Raw genomic sequence first — 17,116 nt, forward strand, 5'->3', positions numbered from 1 at the left:
AAATGCAGCGTTTCCTCTGGGTGACGCTGATTTCCCTGTGCGGGCTGGCCTGGTCGACGCTGGTTCAGGCCGACCCGCCGCAATCGGCCAAGCAAAGGCTGATCGACAAGGTCTGCAACCTGATCCAGGCCCATGCCGACCAGAACGGACTGCCTCGGGATTTCTTCGCCCGGCTGATCTGGAAGGAAAGCCGGTTCGATCCCAACGCCGTGAGCCCCGTCGGCGCCGAAGGCATCGCCCAGTTCATGCCGGGCACCGCCAAGATGCGCGGGCTCGCCAATTCCTTCGACATCAACCAGGCGATCCCGGCGTCGGCGAAATACCTGGCCGAAATGAAAGTCAGCTACGGCAATCTCGGCCTGGCGGCGGCCGCCTACAATGCCGGCGAAAGCCGGGTGTCGCGCTGGCTGGGTTCGGGCGGCTTTCTGCCGATGGAGACCGAGAGCTATGTCTTCGACGTCATGGGCGAGCCGGTCGACAAGTTCACCGACCGCGCCTATGCCGGCAAGATCGCGCCTCTCGACGCTAAGACGGATTTTGCCGCCGCCTGCCGCAAGCTGCCGGTGATCATGTCGAGGACCGTGGCGATGGCCTCGATCAACGTCAAGCCGTGGGGCGTCCAGGTGGCGGGCAATTTCCGCCGCAGCGCGGCGATCGGCCAGTGGCTGCGGGTGAGAGGCCGTTTCCCGGCCCTGCTCAGCGGCCATGATCCGGTGGTGAGCCGTGTGCGCACGCCGATCGGCCGGCGCGGCATCTACGCCGTCAGGATCGGGGTGAATGACCGCGCCGACGCCAATCTCATCTGCCAGAAACTGCAGAGCGTCGGCGGAGCCTGCGTGGTGGTGCGCAACCGATAGCCGACCCGTCGCATCCAGCAACAATTTCGACTATAGGCGGCGATCGATTGGCTGGGCTTCCCCTGCCTCAAACAGGACCGGGGCAGCCACATGTTCGACGCCTATATTATCTGCGGCACGCCGAGAACCGGGAGCACTTTGCTGTGCAAGCTGCTGGCCTCCACCGGGACGTCAGGCGATCCTCACTCCTTCTACCGGCGGCAGGATTTGCCGGAGTGGGCGCAGGAGTGGAAACTGCCAGCCCGCGAGACGATGGATGAGCTCGAATTCAGTGTTGCCTATCTCAAGGCGGCAATCGCCGCAGGGAAGGGCGGGACAGATATCTTCGGCCTGCGCCTGATGCGCGAAAACCTGGATGAGCTTTCGGCGATCCTCGACAGGATTTTCCCTGGGCTTGGGTCGGACACAGCGCGTTTCGGAAAGGCCTTTGGCCGTATCCTATACATACACCTGTCGCGCGAGGACAAGCTGGCGCAGGCTGTCTCGCTGGTCAAGGCGCAGCAGACCGGCCTTTGGCATGTCGCGCCCGACGGAACCGAGATCGAGAGGGTCGGAGTTCCCGGGCAACCTCGGTATGATTTCCAGCGGATCAAGGGCGAGCTCATCGAGCTTGAAGCGTATGACGCGGCCTGGAACACATGGTTCGCAAAACACGGCGTCACCCCGTTGCGGGTAGCCTATGAGCGCCTTTCCGCCGATCCGGCCGCGGCGTTGCTAGCCATCTGCGAAGCCCTGGGCGTTCAAGCGCCTGACGCCGAGGAGGTGCGGCCAGGCGTCGCAAAGCTCTCCGACGAGACAAGCCTGGACTGGATGCGCCGCTTTCATGTGGACGCAGCCGTCTGAGGTGTCGATGGAGGGTGCTCAGGCCGTCTTGGCCACCACCGTCTCGCTCAGCCATGTGCCGATCTTGGCGCCGAGACGATCGGGTGAAACCGGCTTGGGCAGATAGTCGTCCATGCCGGCCTCGATGCATTTGTCCCGGTCGCCCTTCAGCGCATGCGCGGTGACGCCGATGATCGGGATGTGGCCGCCTGAAGAGGTCTCGATCGCCCGGATGGCGAGGGTCGCTTCATAGCCGTTCATCTCGGGCATCGAGACGTCCATCAGGATCAGCCTGGGACGCAGCGACCGGTACATCTCGACCGCCGTGCGGCCATTGCCGGCGATGCGGTAGCTGAGGCCCAGGCCGTTGAGGATCTGGCCGAACACAAGCTGGTTCACGTCATTGTCCTCGGCAATGAGGATGTCGATCGGCCCGTTCGGCGTGGCGGTCGATTCCGGCGCCGGAACCATGGGCAAGGCGGGGCCACGGATGACGGTGAAGGGAAGCGGTGCCGCCTGGGGCTGAGGCTGGACAGGCTCGCGCGTGAATTGCGCCTTGCCGACCTGGGAGCGAGCCTTCTGGATGACCGAGATGACGGTGCCGAGCAGAACGGCGGAGCGCGCCGGCTTGGTCAGATGCGCGGCAATGCCGAAGTCGATGATCATCTTGCCGAAATCGACCTGGTCGACCGAGGTCAGGATGACGATAGGGATGGCCGACAGCCGGCTGTCGGCGGCAATGGCCCGCGCGACGTCGGCACCGTTCATGCCGGGCATCTGGTAGTCGAGGATGATGCAGTCGACGGCGGCACCCAGCTGGTAGGCGCGGTCGAGGAAGGCCAGTCCCACCGCGCCGCTTTCGGCGGCGGCGCAGTCGAAGCTCCAGCTCCTCAGCTGTTCGAGCAGGATCTCGCGGTTGACCGGATTGTCGTCGATGACCAGCACGCGTGCGCCGGTGACGTCCACCGGCACGATCTCGTCGCGCGCCTGGGCAGTGTGAAGGGGCAGCGGCACCGCGAACCAGAACACCGAGCCGCGGCCGATCTCGCTCTCGACGCCGATCTTGCCGGCCATCAGGTCGACGAGACGGGCGGCGATGGCAAGTCCGAGCCCGGTGCCTTCGTGACGGCGGGTCGACGATCCGTCGACCTGCGCGAATTTCTCGAACACGTTCTGAAGCTTCTCGGCCGGGATGCCGATGCCGGTGTCCTCGACACGCAGCTTGAGCTGGACGACGCCGTTGACGGTCTCGCCGCCGACATCGATCAGCACATGGCCCTTCTCGGTGAACTTCACCGCATTGCCGACCAGGTTGGTGACGATCTGCCGGAATCGGCCGGCGTCGCCGACGACATAGGCCGGCAGGCGCGGGTCGACACGCACGATCAGCTCGAGGTTCTTTTCGGCGACGCGCGCCGATACCAGCGTCGCCACGTCCTCGACCGCTTCGGAAAGGCGGAAGGGGGCGGGGTCCAGCGTCAACTGGCCGGCATTGATCTTGGAGAAATCGAGAATGTCGTTGATGATGGTGAGCAGAGCGTTGCCCGATTTGACGATGACGTCTGTGAAGGTCTTCTGGCGAGCGGTCAGTTCGGTCTTGGCCAGGAGTTCGGCCATGCCGAGCACGCCGTTCATCGGCGTGCGGATCTCGTGGCTCATATTGGCCAGGAATTCCGACTTGGCGCGGTCGGCGGCCTCGGCCTTGAACAGGGATTCGGCCGATTGGGCAAAGGCGCGGCGGATCGCCTGTTCCATCGGCCGAAAGATCCAGAAGGCGACGACGGCCAGGACCGCGAACAAAAGGCCGCTCGCCCAGAGCAGCAGCCGGTCGCTGGCGATATCGGCCAGGTGACGCTCTTCATCCATGGCGGTGCGCACGCGGACCAGCATGGGCTGGACGAACAGATCGTTCTGGTTGCGGATTTCGCGGGAGCTCCATTCGTCGGTCTTTTGCGCCACCGACATCAGGTTGAAGTTGCGCACCATGTCGCGCGGCGACCAGAACAGGTCGCCGTTGACGGAGGCCGCTTCGAGCTCGTTGAGGGTCCCTGCGGACAGGCGGGACCGGATCGCGGCGAGCTGCGCGCTCAGCGTTTCGATCTCGCCGGTCAGGCGCTCCGAATGGCCACGCGCCGCGGTGGTCAGGGCATCGCGCGTTTCTGCCCGCCAGGCGGAGCTGGTTGTCTCGGAGAAGCTGGTTGCGTTGCGCAGGTCGCGGGTGAAGATCACGAGATTGGCGCTCAGCGCATCGACCTCATGGCGGAAGGAATTGACGCGATTGAGCGCGAAAATGATGATGGCCGAAGCCAGCGCGAAGGCCAACAATCCTGAAAGATAACGAATCCGGACCAATCGGATGAAGGAAGAATATTCCGGCATGCGCAACCCCAACACATACGCATTATTTTAATGGTCGGGATTACGCTTCATTTACATTAAGATTTCGTTCGCGCGGACCGGCGAGTTGCTCGACAACGGAGAAGCGAGATCAGATCGATGCCGTGATGCCGCCATCGACATAGAGGATATGGCCGTTGACAAAGGACGAGGCATCGGAGGCGAGGAAGACACAGGCCCCGACCAACTCCTCGACCTTGCCCCAGCGGCCGGCCGGCGTGCGCTTTTCAAGCCATTCGGTGAATGCCGGGTCGGCGACCAGTGCGGCATTCAGCGGCGTGTCGAAATAGCCGGGCGCGATGGCGTTGCATTGCAGGCCGAACCTGGCCCAGTCCGTCGCCATGCCCTTGGTCAAATTACCGACCGCGCCTTTGGTCGCCGTGTAGGGCGCGATGCCGGGGCGGGCAAGCGCCGTCTGGACGCTGGCGATGTTGATGATCTTGCCGCGCCCACGACGGATCATGTGCCGGGCGACGGCCTGGCCGACATGGAAGACGCTGGCGACATTGGTCTGCAGCAGGCGTTCGAACGCGTCGGCGGGAAAGTCCTCGAGCGGCGTGCGGAATTGCATGCCGGCATTGTTCACCAATATGTCGATCGGCCCGCCTGACAGCTCGAAACTGTCGATCGCGGAGCGGACCGCGTCGTGGTCGGTGGCGTCAAAGGCGAGCGTTTCCGCTCCGGGGATCTGCGCTGCCGCGGCGTCGAGCTTTTCCGCGTCACGGCCGTTGAGGATCACCACGGCGCCGGCTTGGCGCAGCCCTTTGGCCAAAGCGAACCCGATGCCTTGCGAGGAGCCGGTTACCAGCGCCCTGCGCCCGGCGAGATCGAACAGATTGGATGACATCTACGCTGATCTCCGTTGGTTCTCGCCATGCGGTCCCGATATTGGCGGCCGCCCGTCAGTTGTTCCGCGTCGCGACGAATGTGGCGGCGGCCTTCAGCAAGGCTGCGTTCTCGCCATAGGGTTCGAGCAATGCGTGCGCCTGCTCGACAAGCCCGTGCAACTGGCTGCGCGCCCAGTTCGTCCCGTGCAGCGCCACCAGCGTTGCCTTGCCGGCGGCGGCGTCCTTGCCGGTGGCCTTGCCCATCTGGCTGGCGTCGGCCGTCAGGTCGAGCAGGTCATCGGCAAGCTGGAAGGCAAGGCCGACGGCCGAGCCGAATTCGGCCAGCCGCTCGCGGTCTTCGGCCGGAGCGCCGGCAATGATGGCGCCCGCCTCGCAGGCGAAGCGGATCAGCGCGCCTGTCTTCATCGCCTGCAGCCGGATGATGCCGGCTTCGTCCGGCGGCGTGCGCTCGGCTTGGAGGTCGAGCGTCTGGCCGCCGACCATGCCGCCGGCCCCGGCGGCGCGGGCGAGCGCCAGCACAAGGGCAGCCCGCCGCTCGGCCGGCAGCATGGTCGCCTCGCCGGCAATGATGTCGAAGGCCAGCGTCAGCAAGGCATCGCCGGCCAGGATCGCGATCGCCTCGTCGAAGGCCTTGTGGACGGTCGGCTGGCCACGTCGCAGATCGTCGTCGTCCATCGCCGGCAGGTCGTCATGGATCAGCGAATAGCAGTGTACGCATTCAAGTGCCGCGGCGACGCGCAGCGCCGCCTCGCCATCGGCTGAAAAAAGCGCCGCGCTTTCCATCACCAGGAACGGGCGCAGGCGCTTGCCGCCGTTCAGCACGCCATGGCGCATCGCCGCCATCAGACGGCCAGGCCGCGCGATCTCACCCGTAAGCGGACGGTCGTCGAGCAGCCGCCGCAGCAGCACCTCGACGGCGGCCGCTCGCCGGATGAGCGCCATTTCGAACGCCATTTCGTCGTCATTCGTCATGGCCGGGAGCGGTAGCCGACACTCAGACGTTGCGCAAGAAGGCAAGCGCCATTATGCCGGGGGAGGGAGAAGCACGGGTTGGGCGGCTTGGCGGAACCGATCGTCGATCATGAAACCGAAAAGCTGGACATGGCGCCGAGATCGCGCGGCGTGAACCGCCGCAGTCTCAGGCGCTGGGTCCGGCGCGGCATCGTCGTGGCCGCCGTGCTGGCGCTCATCCCGGTGGTGTTCACCTTTCTTTACTTGCCACCCTTCGTGCATCCGGTGTCGACGCTGATGCTGAAGGATCTGACGACATTCTCCGGCTATGACCGGCGCTGGGTGTCGATCGACGATGTCGCGCCGGTGCTGGCCCATTCGGTCATCATGTCGGAGGACGGGCAGTTCTGCTTCCACCGCGGCGTCGATCTCGGCGAATTGCGCGGCGTCGTCGACGACGCGCTGGCCGGCGAGGCGACGCGCGGTGCCTCGACCATCACCATGCAGACGGTGAAGAACCTTTTCCTGTGGTCGCGGCCGCTGGGCTCGGTGCGCAAAGTCGTCGAACTGCCGCTGGCCGTCTACTTCGACGCGGTGATGTCGAAACGGCGCATCATGGAGATCTATCTCAACATCGCCGAATGGGGGCCGGGCATCTACGGCATCGAGGCCGCGGCGCAGCACCATTTCGGCGTTTCGGCAAAACAGCTGTCCAGACGGCAGGCGGCACTTCTGGCCGTCACACTGCCAAACCCGATCGCCCGCAACCCGGCGAAACCCGGACCGGGCCTGAGAAGGCTTGCCAATCTGATCGAACGCAGGGCCGGCCGTTCCGGCGCCTATGTCGGTTGTCTCCGGTAGCCTTGCTCAAAAAAATTCACGGCAGCGCTGGCCAAAACAGCATCAGGCGTGTATAGGCACCCGACTTTCTCAGATTTAGGCCCCGACATGGCCCTTTCACGAGGGCGGGCGGGGCTTTTGACCATGTAGTGGAGCATATCCATGGCCGTTCCGAAACGCAAAACCTCTCCGTCCAAGCGCGGCATGCGCCGCTCGGCCGACGCCCTCAAGGCCCCGACCTATGTCGAGGACAAGAATTCCGGCGAAATGCGCCGCCCGCACCACATCGACCTGAAGACCGGCATGTATCGCGGTCGCCAGGTGCTGACCCCCAAGGAAAGCTGAGACCAGCTTTTCCCAAGGTTTTTGGTTCCAAAAGACCGGCCAGTGGCCGGTCTTTTTGCGTTTGCAGGTGTCCGGGCCGGCATGACCTATGCCAAGGGCAAGGCGGTCGGTGGCGATACCCACCGGAGTGACCTTGCTGTACCGGGGTTTGAACGCTTTCGTCGCCGCCGTTTCATGTGGTTGGAAACACGCGAGACCCCGACCGCTCGAGCCGCGGGTGATGACGAAGGCGAGGCAACAGAGGAGACCCCATGTCCAAACTGACCGTCACGCCGCGCACCGTCTTCCAGACATTCCTGGACTTTCCGCTGGTCGAGGACCTCGACACGCTGAGCGCCGATGTCGCGATCATCGGCATGCCCTACGGCGCGCCCTATACGATCGACGAGACCATCAACGACCAGACCAATGCGCCGACCGCGGTGCGGCGTGCCTCGCAGCGTATCAGCCTTGGGCTCGATCGCTATGATTTCGACATTGGCGGTACCCTGTTCGACGGGCAGGACGTCAAGGTGGTCGATGTCGGCGACGTGCCGGGCGAAGCGTCCGATTCCACCGGGCACTACGCCAGAGCCGAGGCGGCGATCCGCAAGATACGTGCCGCCGGCGCGCTGCCGATCACCATCGGCGGCGACCACGGCATTCCGATCCCGATCTTCCGGGCGCTCGATGGCGAGGGGCCGATCACGCTGGTGCAGATCGACGCCCATCTCGACTGGCGCGACAATGTCAACGGCGTCAAGGAAGGCTATTCCAGCCCGATCCGACGGGCATCCGAAATGGCGCATATCGACGCGATCTTCCAGCTCGGCATTCGCGGCCAGGGCAGCGCCCGCATGGAAGAAGTCGAAGCGGCGCGCGCCTACGGCTCCAACATCATCACCGCTGGCCAGTGGCAGGATATCGGCACGGCGGCCCTGCTCGAGCGCATTCCCGATGGCGGCCGTTACTACCTCACGATCGACGCCGACGGTCTTGATCCGGCCATTATGCCGGCGGTGGAGGGACCGTCGCCGGGTGGCGTCACCTATCGCCAGACGATCGACCTGATCAAGGGGCTGTTCGCCAAGGGAGAAGTGGTCGGCGTCGACATCGTCGAGATCGCGCCGGCACGCGATATCAACGAGATCACATCGATGACGGCAGGCAACATCATCCTCAATGTCATCGGCGCCGCCGTTCGCGCCGGTCAATTCAAGCGCCAAAATTGAAAATCAAGCGCTAGAGCAATTCCAGGAAAAGTGTGACACGGTTTTCCGTCCGGAATTGCGTAAAAACAAAGAGATAGAGCGGTTCGCCGTTTCCGTGAAACGGTGAAATGCTCTAGAACCGAAACCCTGCCAGCCGGACAACCGGCTGACAGGGTTGTTGCATCCGGTCTTCGACCGTGTTTGCGGCTTTGCACGAAAAATCTTGACGGCGTGCCTGCGGCGCATTCTACAGAAGATGCCCCCATATGGAGACGCCAGATGTTCGGTGCCGTCCCGCTCTTGATCGTGCCTTTCATTCTCTACAATCTCGGACTGCTCGGAATTTTCGGCGGCGGTGACGATCCGTGGGCGAGTGAGGTGTTCTCGTTCCGCATGATGTCGGGCGGGGTGTTCTCGATGACGCTCGGCGACCTGATGATATTGATCGGGCTGATCTTCCTGTTCCTCGAAATGGTGAAGTCGGCGCGCACCACCAGCGCTTCGATCATGGACCATCTCCTGTCGACGCTGGTCTTCGTCGCCTTCCTGGTCGAGTTCCTGCTGGTGAAGGGCGCGGCGCACTCCATCTTCTTCACGCTGATGATCATCGCGCTGTTCGATGTGCTGGCCGGATTCGCGGTGTCGATGCGGTCGGCCAGCCGGGACATCAACCTGAATTAGCCGGAACCTGAATTAGAGCCGGCGCCTCAGCCAGGATCGGCGGTGAAGCCGGCTACCTCGATGCCGGCGATGGCCGCCGCCTCGTCATTGTCCGAGGTATCGCCGGAAATGCCGACGGCGCCAATAATGGCACCGGCCTTGTCACGGATCAGCACGCCGCCGACCACCGGCAGCACGCGTCCGCCCGACACGTCGGAGATGCCGGCCACCAGATGCGGGCGCTCCTTGGCGAAGGCCTCGACCTTGCGCGAACCCATGCCGATGGCCAGCGCGCCATAGGCCTTGCCGGCCGACATTTGCGGGCGCAGGAACGAGGCGCCGTCCTGGCGCTGGAAGGCGACCAGATGTCCACCGGCATCGAGCACCGAGACGCCAAGCGGCTTGAGCTTGAGATCGGCGCCCTTGGCGAAGGCCGCGGCGATGATCTCATTGGCTTTTTCCAGCGACAGTGCGGTCATTGCAGTCTCCTGTTTTGAAATGAGTCAATTTTCGGCCGCCAGCCGGATGAAGCAATCCCGCTTTCGGTTGAAATTGCTTCTCGTGAAGCGGTGTGATGGACAGCGCCGTGCAGCTAGATGGTATCGATACGCGATCGACGATGGCCCGGTTCAGACCAAGTCGAAGCTGCCGGCGGTGTCGTGCGTTACTTTTTCTTGGCGCGGGCGGGCTTCTTGGCGGGCACTGCCGGCGCGTTGGCAAGGTCTTCGGCTTCCTTGGCGAGCCGCAGCGCGCGCAGCTTGTCGGTCTTGGCCTTGCGGGCGTCGCTCTCGGCGACATATTCCGCCATCGCCTTCTGGCGGACGGTCGCTGCTTCTTCCTGCTTCTTGAAGCGCAGATCGGCGCGCGCGCGCGCCGTATCCCTGGAGTTCTCAACCAACAGCCTGTCCAATCCCGTAAAGTGCGTTTTCCGCCTCTTGTAGCAGAGGCGACCTCTCAACGGGGAAAATAGTTGGTCACGCGGCCGGGCTGGCGGCGTGCGCCTTGCTGGCGACGACGGCCTCATAGGCCGCTTGCAGGGTCGCCCGCACGGATGGCCCGGCCGTCGGGACGGCCGGTTTGCCGAGGTGCTCATGGCGCAACTCGTCCATGAATTTTTCCCACATCGGCGGTCCGCCCTTTTCCAGAAGCTCGGCGCGGATCGACAATTCCTCGCTGGTCGGCAGCCAGACGCGACCCCAGGCGCCGAGATGGGCAAGGATCGGCACCAGCGTGATGGCCATCTCGGTCAGGCTGTAGATCGCCTTCTGCTTGTGCGAGGGGTCGTCGGCCTTGGTCAGCATGCCCAATTCCATCAGGCGCTTCAGCCGGTCGGCGAGGATGTTGGAGGCGATGCCTTCCATCGATCCATTGAGCAATTCGCGAAAATGGCGCCTGCCGCCGAAAATCATGTCGCGAAGGATGATCAGGCTCCAGCGGTCGCCGAACACTTCCAGCGACAGGTTGATCGGACAGCCGGACCGGCGATCGAGGCTCATTCGATTCTCTCCACAAAACCGGTTGCATTATCGTATCAGTTTTATTATCGTGCAACCGATTGCAAAATGCAATCAGATAGGAGGCCATACGATGACGACGATCAATCGCCCGGAGATCATATCCGAAGCTTTCGGTGACCCTGAAAATCCTCCGCTGCTGCTGATCATGGGCGCGATGGCCTCGATGCTCTGGTGGCCGGAGGCGCTTTGCCGGAAACTCGCCGATGCCGGCCTCTACGTGATCCGCTACGACAATCGCGATGCCGGCCGCTCGACCAAATATCCGCCCGGCGAGCCGCCCTACACATTCGACGACATGGCCGATGATGCGATCGGTGTCCTCGACAGCCATGGCATCGGCAAAGCGCATGTCGCCGGCATGTCGATGGGCGGGATGATTGCGCAACGCGTGGCGCTCAGGCATCCCTCCCGTGTCGCGTCGCTGATCGTGATCAGCAGCTCGCCGATGGGCATGGACACCTCGCATCTGCCGCATATGAGCGATGCTTACGCCGAGCATTCGGCCGAGGGCGCTGGTGTCGACTGGTCGGATCGCGGCCAGGTGCTCGATTTCATGGTCCGGGATACCAGGGCGATCGCCAGCACGGCGCATCCCTTCGACGAGGCCGGAATGAGAGACTTTATCGAACGCGATTATGACCGTTCCGGTGGTTTCCTGAGCGCCACCAATCACTTCCTGCTGAAGGGGAGTGACGAATGGAACGGCCGCCTGCGCGAGATGACGGCGCCGCTGCTGGTCATCCACGGCACGACGGATCCGATCTTTCCTGTGGAGCATGGCGAGGCGCTGGCCAAGGCGGTCGCCGGCGCTAAACTGCTTCGTGTCGAAGGCGGCGGCCACGAGTTGCATCCGCAAGACTGGCCGGCGATTGCCGCCGCCATTGTCGCGCATATCCGATCCAACTGAGACTTCCGGGTGAGCCTTGACGGACCAGGCCTGACGCAACATCCGGTCACCGATGAACCAGAAACAGACGAGAAAAGCCAAAACAGAAGAGAAAAGAATGTCCCTGACGCTTCATTTCCATCCGCTGGCCTCTTTCTGCTGGAAGCCGCTGATCGCGCTTTACGAGAACAGCACGCCCTTTACGCCAGTCATCGTCGATCTCGGCGATGCCCACTCGCGCGAAGCCTTCCTGAAGATTTCGCCGACCGGCAAGATGCCGGCGCTGCGCGACGATGCGCGCGACCGCACGGTGCTGGAATCGACAATCGTCGTCGAATATCTGGCCGCGCACTATCCCGGGCCGGTCGAACTCGTTCCCGCCGATATCGACCAGGCGCTGGCGGTCCGCCAGGCCGATCGCTTCTATGATTTCTATGTGCAGGAGCCGATGCAGAAGATCGTCGGCGACCGGTTGCGGCCACAGGACAAGACCGATCCGTTCGGCGTCGAAGAGGCGCGCGCCCAGCTGCGCAATTCCTACGCCATCGTCGAGCAGGAGATGCAGTCGAAGGCCTGGGCAATGGGCGATGCCTTCACCATGGCCGACTGCGCGGCCTCTCCGGCGCTCTTCTATGCCAACAAGGTCGAGCCGTTCGGCGACAAGTATCCGGCGGTGAAGCGTTACCATGACCGCCTGCTGCAGCGCCCCGCCTTCGTCAGGGTGATCGAGGAGGCGCAGCCCTACTTCCAGCTCTTCCCCTACAACAACGGCTGACCGCCACGATCCCGCCCAGCTCGACCTGACGTTCCAGGCGCTTGCCGATCCGGCGCGGCGGCGGATGGCCGGCCGGCTGAGAAAGATGAGAAGCCATCCAGCACATCAAAAAATCAAGCTTCCCAAAATTGATCGAGCCAGATGTTGAGCCTCAGGAAGCCGGCGTTGCTTACCGTATAGACACGCCGCGTGCCTTCGGCCTTGGCATGGACCAGACCGGCGTCGAGCAAAACTTTCAGATGCTGTGAGACGGCGGGGCGTGAAACCGGCAGCCCGGCTGCCAACTCGTTGACGGTCTTCGGGCCGCGTCGAAGTTCTTCCAGAAGGTGGCGCCGATTGGGGTCGGCGATCGCCATGAAGGCATCGGAAAACATCATCGCTTATTTGTGGGGCAAAGTCTTTCGAATCTCAACTGCTTGCTTCTGCTTTTCTTCTTGGGTCAAGACGCAGTGCTTCCGGCGTCACGGAGCGGTCGGCCGGCTGGGTCTTGAAGGCGTCACGGCCTTCGATCGGCACCGGGGCGCGGCGGCTGATGCGCAGCAGCGTGTAGCCGCCCAGGCAGAGATGGGCGAAGGCGGTTGCCAGGAACAGGCCCTCCGGACGCATCCAGCCCATCAGGGCCGCTGCCAGCAACGGCCCGATCATGGTGCCGAAGCCGTAGAGCAGCAGCAGCCCGCCCGATACCTTGACGAAGTCCTCCGACCGGGCGTGGTCGTTGGCGTGCGCGACGGCGATCGAATAGAGCGTATAGGCGAAGGCGCCGTAGGCTGCGGTGAAGACGATGACGAAGACGCCGGAGCGCGGTTCGAACAGGAAGATCATGAGCGCGACGAGCGCCGCGCCGAAGGCGGCACCCGCCAGCACAAAACGGCGGTCGGTCTTGTCGGACAGGCGTCCGGCGGGAAGCTGCATGGCGGCGCCGGCAACGACCACGAGGCTCATCATCAAGGCGATCTCCGCCGTGGAGATGCCGATGCGGGCGCCATAGACGGCACCGAGCGTGCCCCAGGCGCCATTGGCGATGCCGATCAATAGACAGGCGATCGCGGAGACCGGCGAGTTGGCGTAGAGCCCCCTGACGTCGAGCTTGACGTCCTGCAGCGGCTTGGGGTGCGACGCCGTCGACACCGCGGTCGGGATCAGCGACAGGCAGAACAGGATGCCGGTGATCATGAACAGCGACGCCGACTTCACGTCGCCGCCGGCGACGATCATCTGTCCGCCCATGATCGAAGCATAGGTGACCATCATGTAGAGGCCGAAGACGGTGCCGCGGTTCTCGTTGGTGGCTTTCTCGTTCAGCCAGCTCTCGATGACCATGAAGGCGCCGGCCATGGTGAAGCCGGTGAAGGCGCGCAGCAGGATCCAGACATATTCGTCGATGATGAGACCGGTGAGCAGCGCCACGATGGCACCGGAAGCGGCAAAGGCGCCGAAGGCGCGCACATGTCCGGCACGGCGCACGATGCGCGGCGCGAAAAAGCAGCCGGTGACGAAGCCGCCTGCCCAGGCCGTGCCCATCAAGCCGAGCGATGCGGTCGAGAAGCCCTCCACCTGGCCGCGCAGCGGCAGCAGCAGCCCGTGCAGCCCCGATGCCGCCAGCAGGAAGGCGGTGCCGCGAAGCAGGGAAAGGATCGGTCTGTAGGATGCAAGCATTTTTTGATCCGGCTGGACACTGGAACGGGTGACAGGGTTTGAAGACAGTCGCATTCGGGCTTTTCAGCGGCGGCCCGTGCCGCTGACGGATTATCCGCGGCGGAACAGTGCCTCGGCCGCCGACTTGGTGCTGTCCTTGGTTTTGAGCTCCGCCTCCAGCCTGGCGATCTCGTCGCGCAGGATGCCGATCCGTTCCGACAGTTCACCGACGGACAGCAGCGCCAGATCCTGCCCGATCTCGTGCGGGCGCGCCTTCTTCTTGGGTTCGTCGTCGAAGATCGCCATAGTTGCTCCTCCTCCGCCACACCAGATTGGCCATTTGCCTGATTTGGCAATGAGCATACATAGGGCGGGGGTGTCGATGCAAACAGCCGGTAAGAATGCGGCGAGGAAAGACGGGAAACTTCATGGCGAGCGGACAGAAAATTCCGGCAAGGATGACGGCGATCGCGATTTCGGAGCCGGGCGGCCCACGGGTGCTGAAGCCGGAAATGCGCGACGTGCCGCAGCCCGGTCCCGGCGAGATCCTGATCAAGGTGCATGCCGCCGGCGTCAACCGGCCCGACGTGCAGCAGCGCAAGGGCGCCTATCCGCCGCCGCCCGGCGCATCGGACCTGCCGGGCCTGGAGGCGTCGGGTGAAGTCGCCGCCCTTGGAGACGAGATATCGCGCTGGCGCATCGGCGACCGGGTCTGCGCGCTGACGCCGGGCGGCGGCTACGCGGAATATGTCAAGGTCCATGCCGGCAGTGTGCTGCCGCTGCCGGCCGGCTTCACCCACACCGAAGCGGCGGCGGTGCCGGAGAATTACTTCACCGTCTGGCACAATGTGTTCGAACGCGGCGGCCTGAAAAAGGGCGAGACACTGCTTGTGCATGGCGGCTCGTCCGGCATCGGCACCACGGCGATCCAGCTTGCCTCGGCCTTCGGCGCCTATGTCGTCACCACTGCCGGCAGCAAGGAGAAGTGCGACGCCTGCCTGAGGCTCGGCGCCGACCGGGTGATCAACTATCGCGAGGAAGATTTCGTCACGGCGGTCAAGGAGGCGACGGATGGCAAGGGCGCCAATGTCATCCTCGACATGGTCGGCGGCGATTATGTCCAGCGGAACTACGAGGCCGCGGCGGTCGAGGGCCGCATCGTCCAGATCGCCGTGCAGGCCGGCGCCATCGCCAGCGCCGATTTTTCGAAGATCATGGTCAAGCGGCTGACCCATACGGGTTCGACGCTGCGGCCGCGCACCGTCGAATTCAAGGCGGCGATCGCGGCGGCGCTCGAAGCGCAGGTGTGGCCCCTGCTTGGCACACGCAAGGTTGCTCCCGTCATGGACATGATCTTCCCGCTCAGCGAAGCCTGGCGCGCGCACGAACGGATGGAAGAGGGCGAGCATATCGGCAAGATCGTGCTCGACGTTGGCTAGGTCTTTGTTTTTATGCATGTCGTTCTCCCAAAACCGGGGTCGTTTTTGGGCGACATGCACTAGGGCGTATCGACATTCGGTGATGCCGGCCTGACGGTATCTCTGCGTCCTGAGTCAGCGCGGCACGCGCTTGCCTACAAGATGAACAAGAGCTTAATGCTGCAATGCAGCATTTGCATCATTGCTATGCAAAATCAGCCATTCAAGTCGCCCTCGATGATGACTATTTGAGCATCATCGAAACGAACACCCCATTTGGAGGACTACCATGAACCCGATCCGCGCTTTCCGTAACTGGCGTATGTACAACGAGACCGTGCGTGAACTGAACCGCCTCAACGCGCGTCAGCTCAGCGACCTCGGCATCAACCGTGGCGACATCGAACGGATCGCCCGTCAGGCGATCTGACTTCAAAGCGTGACCCGGCCACAGGGCCGGGCCTACGCCTGGAAGTAGAGCCGTCGAGACGTTACCCGTCTCCGGTTCCGAACCCGCTGGACACTGTCCGGCGGGTTTTGTCTTTTGGGGCCGAGAAAGCGGCCGGCCAGCCGTTTTGCGATATCGGCGGCGGCAGGCTTGACCTCAGTTTTCGGCATGACACTTTGGCAGGCGGTTGCCGCGTGACGGCGTGGTGGCGCCAAGACCGAAACGCGCCAGCAGAGCCAGCCGGTGGCGCTGCTCAAGGGCGCCGAGCCGTTCCGTTAGCCTCCAGTTCGCGGTTTCCGGCGAGTGTATCCAAAAACGTTGCGAAACAGGCAGGGAACGGTTATACAGGCCGCGAATTTCCCATTTTGGTGGCTCTAAACCACCGCCCGCGCGGGAACGCGGGCGAACGAGAAGGATTTTTAAAAATGGCCAATACGCTGCTGATGCCCAAGGCGACCGCCGTCTGGCTGGTCGACAACACCGCGCTCTCCTTCGAGCAGATCGCGCAGTTCTGTGGGCTGCATCCGCTCGAGGTCAAGGCAATCGCCGATGGCGAATCGGCGCAAGGCATCAAGGGCATGGACCCGATCATGACCGGCCAGCTGACCCGCGACGAGATCGCGCGCGCCGAGAAGGATGCCAACCATCGGCTGAAGCTTTCGGACCCCAAGGTTCGCGTGCCCGAATCCAAGCGCAAAGGCCCGCGCTATACGCCGCTGTCGAAGCGCCAGGACCGGCCGAATGCCATCCTGTGGCTGGTGCGCAACCATCCCGAACTCAAGGACGCGCAGATTTCGCGCCTCGTCGGCACCACCAAGTCGACGATCGAGCAGATCCGCGAACGCAAGCACTGGAATTCGGCCAACCTGCAGCCGATGGACCCGGTGACGCTGGGCCTGGCCTCGCAGATCGACCTCGACATGGAGGTCAACCGCGCTTCGCGTGGCCGCGAACAGGCGCAGCCGGTCGGCGACACGCTGCTGCCGGCGGCCCTGACCGAGCGGCTGGTGCCGGCTCCGGAGAAGCCGAAGGACGAGGACGCCGAACTCGATGCCAACGCCGTGTTCGCCAAGCTCTCGGCACTGAAGTCGAAGGATGAGGATTCCGGCGACGAGGAATGAGCGCCCGCAACATGACGACAAAAAGCCCGCTTCGAGCGGGCTTTTTTGTCAGTTTCGCGCGGCGCGGTCCGGCGCCATGCCGTAGTCCTCGCTGCGTTCCACCGCGCGGTAGAAGTCGGCGAGCTGCTTGCCGCGCTCCGGCTTGAAGATGCGGCCGGCGATGACCACCGAGGCGATGCGGTCGATGCGGAACGCGCGGAAATCGTCGCGCATCTCGCACCAGGCGACCAGCGTCCACACCTTGCCCCAGAACCACAGGCCGAGCGGCCGGATATCGCGCGCGGTGCCGCGCCCTGCCTCGTCCGAATAGTCGATGGTCAGCACCTGGCGCTTTTCCACCGCGCGCTCGATCAGGTCGATCGCCTCGCGGGCGGCGTCGCTGACCACCCACATCGGCGTGTGGATC

General features: G+C 63.7%; 21 protein-coding genes. 11 read left to right on the plus strand and 10 right to left on the minus strand.

Going from position 1 to position 17,116, the window contains the following annotated elements:
* Window positions 1-2: 2 nt before the first annotated feature.
* Entirely contained in the window at window positions 3-857 is an 855-nt protein-coding gene (locus tag FJ978_RS17895) for a lytic transglycosylase domain-containing protein (protein WP_140573132.1), read from the plus strand.
* Window positions 858-947: 90 nt separating this feature from the next.
* A complete protein-coding gene (locus FJ978_RS17900) occupies window positions 948-1,700 on the plus strand; it encodes a Stf0 family sulfotransferase (protein WP_181176755.1) in 753 nt (250 codons plus the stop codon).
* Window positions 1,701-1,718: 18 nt separating this feature from the next.
* Here the strand turns inward: FJ978_RS17900 and FJ978_RS17905 are convergent, their stop codons facing one another.
* The 3 genes from FJ978_RS17905 to FJ978_RS17915 all read right to left on the minus strand — a co-directional run bounded on the left by FJ978_RS17905 (window position 1,719) and on the right by FJ978_RS17915 (window position 5,878).
* On the minus strand, window positions 1,719-4,058 hold the full coding sequence (locus FJ978_RS17905) for a response regulator (RefSeq protein ID WP_140573134.1): 2,340 nt from the start codon (window positions 4,056-4,058) through the stop codon (window positions 1,719-1,721).
* Window positions 4,059-4,167: 109 nt separating this feature from the next.
* On the minus strand, window positions 4,168-4,923 hold the full coding sequence (locus FJ978_RS17910; protein ID WP_140573135.1) for an SDR family oxidoreductase: 756 nt from the start codon (window positions 4,921-4,923) through the stop codon (window positions 4,168-4,170).
* A 55-nt stretch (window positions 4,924-4,978) separates the two neighbouring features.
* On the minus strand, window positions 4,979-5,878 hold the full coding sequence (locus FJ978_RS17915) for a polyprenyl synthetase family protein (protein WP_246678161.1): 900 nt from the start codon (window positions 5,876-5,878) through the stop codon (window positions 4,979-4,981).
* Between the two features lie 96 nt (window positions 5,879-5,974).
* On the opposite strand from FJ978_RS17915, the gene FJ978_RS17920 reads away from it, so the two are divergent.
* The 4 genes from FJ978_RS17920 to FJ978_RS17935 all read left to right on the plus strand — a co-directional run bounded on the left by FJ978_RS17920 (window position 5,975) and on the right by FJ978_RS17935 (window position 8,931).
* Window positions 5,975-6,736, plus strand: a complete 762-nt coding sequence (locus FJ978_RS17920; protein WP_031249896.1) for a transglycosylase domain-containing protein — start codon at window positions 5,975-5,977, stop codon at window positions 6,734-6,736.
* A gap of 141 nt (window positions 6,737-6,877) precedes the next feature.
* A complete protein-coding gene (gene rpmF, locus FJ978_RS17925) occupies window positions 6,878-7,060 on the plus strand; it encodes a 50S ribosomal protein L32 (protein WP_008834724.1) in 183 nt (60 codons plus the stop codon).
* A 251-nt stretch (window positions 7,061-7,311) separates the two neighbouring features.
* Window positions 7,312-8,271 carry an agmatinase gene (locus FJ978_RS17930; protein ID WP_140573137.1) on the plus strand — a complete coding sequence of 320 codons (960 nt, stop codon included), beginning with the start codon at window positions 7,312-7,314 and terminating at the stop codon, window positions 8,269-8,271.
* A 258-nt stretch (window positions 8,272-8,529) separates the two neighbouring features.
* Window positions 8,530-8,931 carry a hypothetical protein gene (locus tag FJ978_RS17935; RefSeq protein ID WP_013892609.1) on the plus strand — a complete coding sequence of 134 codons (402 nt, stop codon included), beginning with the start codon at window positions 8,530-8,532 and terminating at the stop codon, window positions 8,929-8,931.
* 26 nt (window positions 8,932-8,957) lie between these two features.
* Here FJ978_RS17935 and FJ978_RS17940 read toward each other — a convergent pair whose 3' ends face one another.
* The 3 genes from FJ978_RS17940 to FJ978_RS17950 form a co-directional block, all read right to left on the minus strand.
* Entirely contained in the window at window positions 8,958-9,389 is a 432-nt protein-coding gene (locus FJ978_RS17940) for a heme-binding protein (RefSeq protein WP_140573138.1), read from the minus strand.
* A 185-nt stretch (window positions 9,390-9,574) separates the two neighbouring features.
* Window positions 9,575-9,808, minus strand: a complete 234-nt coding sequence (locus tag FJ978_RS17945; RefSeq protein WP_013892611.1) for a hypothetical protein — start codon at window positions 9,806-9,808, stop codon at window positions 9,575-9,577.
* 76 nt (window positions 9,809-9,884) lie between these two features.
* The gene (locus FJ978_RS17950) at window positions 9,885-10,406 is read right to left on the minus strand and encodes a helix-turn-helix domain-containing protein (RefSeq protein ID WP_013892612.1); all 522 of its coding nucleotides are present in this window, start codon (window positions 10,404-10,406) and stop codon (window positions 9,885-9,887) included.
* 91 nt (window positions 10,407-10,497) lie between these two features.
* Here FJ978_RS17950 and FJ978_RS17955 point away from each other — a divergent pair, with 91 nt between their 5' ends.
* Window positions 10,498-11,334, plus strand: a complete 837-nt coding sequence (locus FJ978_RS17955; RefSeq protein WP_140573139.1) for an alpha/beta hydrolase — start codon at window positions 10,498-10,500, stop codon at window positions 11,332-11,334.
* 97 nt (window positions 11,335-11,431) lie between these two features.
* A complete protein-coding gene (locus FJ978_RS17960) occupies window positions 11,432-12,088 on the plus strand; it encodes a glutathione S-transferase family protein (RefSeq protein ID WP_140573140.1) in 657 nt (218 codons plus the stop codon).
* A 113-nt stretch (window positions 12,089-12,201) separates the two neighbouring features.
* On the opposite strand, the gene FJ978_RS17965 is transcribed toward FJ978_RS17960, so the two are convergent.
* From FJ978_RS17965 to FJ978_RS17975, 3 genes are all read right to left on the minus strand, one after another.
* Window positions 12,202-12,465, minus strand: a complete 264-nt coding sequence (locus FJ978_RS17965; RefSeq protein WP_023763711.1) for a metalloregulator ArsR/SmtB family transcription factor — start codon at window positions 12,463-12,465, stop codon at window positions 12,202-12,204.
* Between the two features lie 31 nt (window positions 12,466-12,496).
* Window positions 12,497-13,744: an MFS transporter gene (locus tag FJ978_RS17970; protein WP_013892616.1), complete on the minus strand. Its 1,248-nt coding sequence runs from the start codon at window positions 13,742-13,744 to the stop codon at window positions 12,497-12,499.
* 90 nt (window positions 13,745-13,834) lie between these two features.
* Window positions 13,835-14,029 carry a DUF1192 domain-containing protein gene (locus FJ978_RS17975; protein WP_023763713.1) on the minus strand — a complete coding sequence of 65 codons (195 nt, stop codon included), beginning with the start codon at window positions 14,027-14,029 and terminating at the stop codon, window positions 13,835-13,837.
* 122 nt (window positions 14,030-14,151) lie between these two features.
* Between FJ978_RS17975 and FJ978_RS17980 the strand changes: the two genes are divergently transcribed.
* The 3 genes from FJ978_RS17980 to FJ978_RS17990 all read left to right on the plus strand — a co-directional run bounded on the left by FJ978_RS17980 (window position 14,152) and on the right by FJ978_RS17990 (window position 16,710).
* Window positions 14,152-15,162 carry an NAD(P)H-quinone oxidoreductase gene (locus FJ978_RS17980; protein ID WP_140573141.1) on the plus strand — a complete coding sequence of 337 codons (1,011 nt, stop codon included), beginning with the start codon at window positions 14,152-14,154 and terminating at the stop codon, window positions 15,160-15,162.
* A gap of 268 nt (window positions 15,163-15,430) precedes the next feature.
* Entirely contained in the window at window positions 15,431-15,571 is a 141-nt protein-coding gene (locus FJ978_RS17985) for a DUF1127 domain-containing protein (protein ID WP_013892619.1), read from the plus strand.
* Between the two features lie 443 nt (window positions 15,572-16,014).
* Window positions 16,015-16,710, plus strand: a complete 696-nt coding sequence (locus tag FJ978_RS17990) for a DUF1013 domain-containing protein (protein WP_013892620.1) — start codon at window positions 16,015-16,017, stop codon at window positions 16,708-16,710.
* Window positions 16,711-16,758: 48 nt separating this feature from the next.
* Here FJ978_RS17990 and FJ978_RS17995 read toward each other — a convergent pair.
* On the minus strand, window positions 16,759-17,116 hold a 358-nt coding region (locus tag FJ978_RS17995), incomplete at its 5' end, for a WYL domain-containing protein (RefSeq protein ID WP_140573142.1).

Source organism: Mesorhizobium sp. B1-1-7, from assembly GCF_006442705.1.
In the GTDB taxonomy this organism is placed as follows: Bacteria; Pseudomonadota; Alphaproteobacteria; order Rhizobiales; family Rhizobiaceae; genus Mesorhizobium; species Mesorhizobium opportunistum.

Excerpts from the sequence above, each read along its gene's own strand:
- FJ978_RS17980 (WP_140573141.1), top strand. The coding sequence starts at position 14,152 with ATGGCGAGCGGACAGAAAATTCCGGCAAGGATGACGGCGATCGCGATT.
- FJ978_RS17990 (WP_013892620.1), top strand. The coding sequence starts at position 16,015 with ATGGCCAATACGCTGCTGATGCCCAAGGCGACCGCCGTCTGGCTGGTC.
- FJ978_RS17960 (WP_140573140.1), top strand. The coding sequence starts at position 11,432 with ATGTCCCTGACGCTTCATTTCCATCCGCTGGCCTCTTTCTGCTGGAAG.
- FJ978_RS17900 (WP_181176755.1), top strand. The coding sequence starts at position 948 with ATGTTCGACGCCTATATTATCTGCGGCACGCCGAGAACCGGGAGCACT.
- FJ978_RS17915 (WP_246678161.1), bottom strand. The coding sequence starts at position 5,878 with ATGGCGTTCGAAATGGCGCTCATCCGGCGAGCGGCCGCCGTCGAGGTG.
- FJ978_RS17905 (WP_140573134.1), bottom strand. The coding sequence starts at position 4,058 with ATGCCGGAATATTCTTCCTTCATCCGATTGGTCCGGATTCGTTATCTT.
- FJ978_RS17935 (WP_013892609.1), top strand. The coding sequence starts at position 8,530 with ATGTTCGGTGCCGTCCCGCTCTTGATCGTGCCTTTCATTCTCTACAAT.
- FJ978_RS17970 (WP_013892616.1), bottom strand. The coding sequence starts at position 13,744 with ATGCTTGCATCCTACAGACCGATCCTTTCCCTGCTTCGCGGCACCGCC.
- FJ978_RS17965 (WP_023763711.1), bottom strand. The coding sequence starts at position 12,465 with ATGATGTTTTCCGATGCCTTCATGGCGATCGCCGACCCCAATCGGCGC.
- FJ978_RS17910 (WP_140573135.1), bottom strand. The coding sequence starts at position 4,923 with ATGTCATCCAATCTGTTCGATCTCGCCGGGCGCAGGGCGCTGGTAACC.
- FJ978_RS17895 (WP_140573132.1), top strand. The coding sequence starts at position 3 with ATGCAGCGTTTCCTCTGGGTGACGCTGATTTCCCTGTGCGGGCTGGCC.
- FJ978_RS17955 (WP_140573139.1), top strand. The coding sequence starts at position 10,498 with ATGACGACGATCAATCGCCCGGAGATCATATCCGAAGCTTTCGGTGAC.
- FJ978_RS17975 (WP_023763713.1), bottom strand. The coding sequence starts at position 14,029 with ATGGCGATCTTCGACGACGAACCCAAGAAGAAGGCGCGCCCGCACGAG.
- FJ978_RS17930 (WP_140573137.1), top strand. The coding sequence starts at position 7,312 with ATGTCCAAACTGACCGTCACGCCGCGCACCGTCTTCCAGACATTCCTG.
- FJ978_RS17940 (WP_140573138.1), bottom strand. The coding sequence starts at position 9,389 with ATGACCGCACTGTCGCTGGAAAAAGCCAATGAGATCATCGCCGCGGCC.
- rpmF (WP_008834724.1), top strand. The coding sequence starts at position 6,878 with ATGGCCGTTCCGAAACGCAAAACCTCTCCGTCCAAGCGCGGCATGCGC.
- FJ978_RS17985 (WP_013892619.1), top strand. The coding sequence starts at position 15,431 with ATGAACCCGATCCGCGCTTTCCGTAACTGGCGTATGTACAACGAGACC.
- FJ978_RS17950 (WP_013892612.1), bottom strand. The coding sequence starts at position 10,406 with ATGAGCCTCGATCGCCGGTCCGGCTGTCCGATCAACCTGTCGCTGGAA.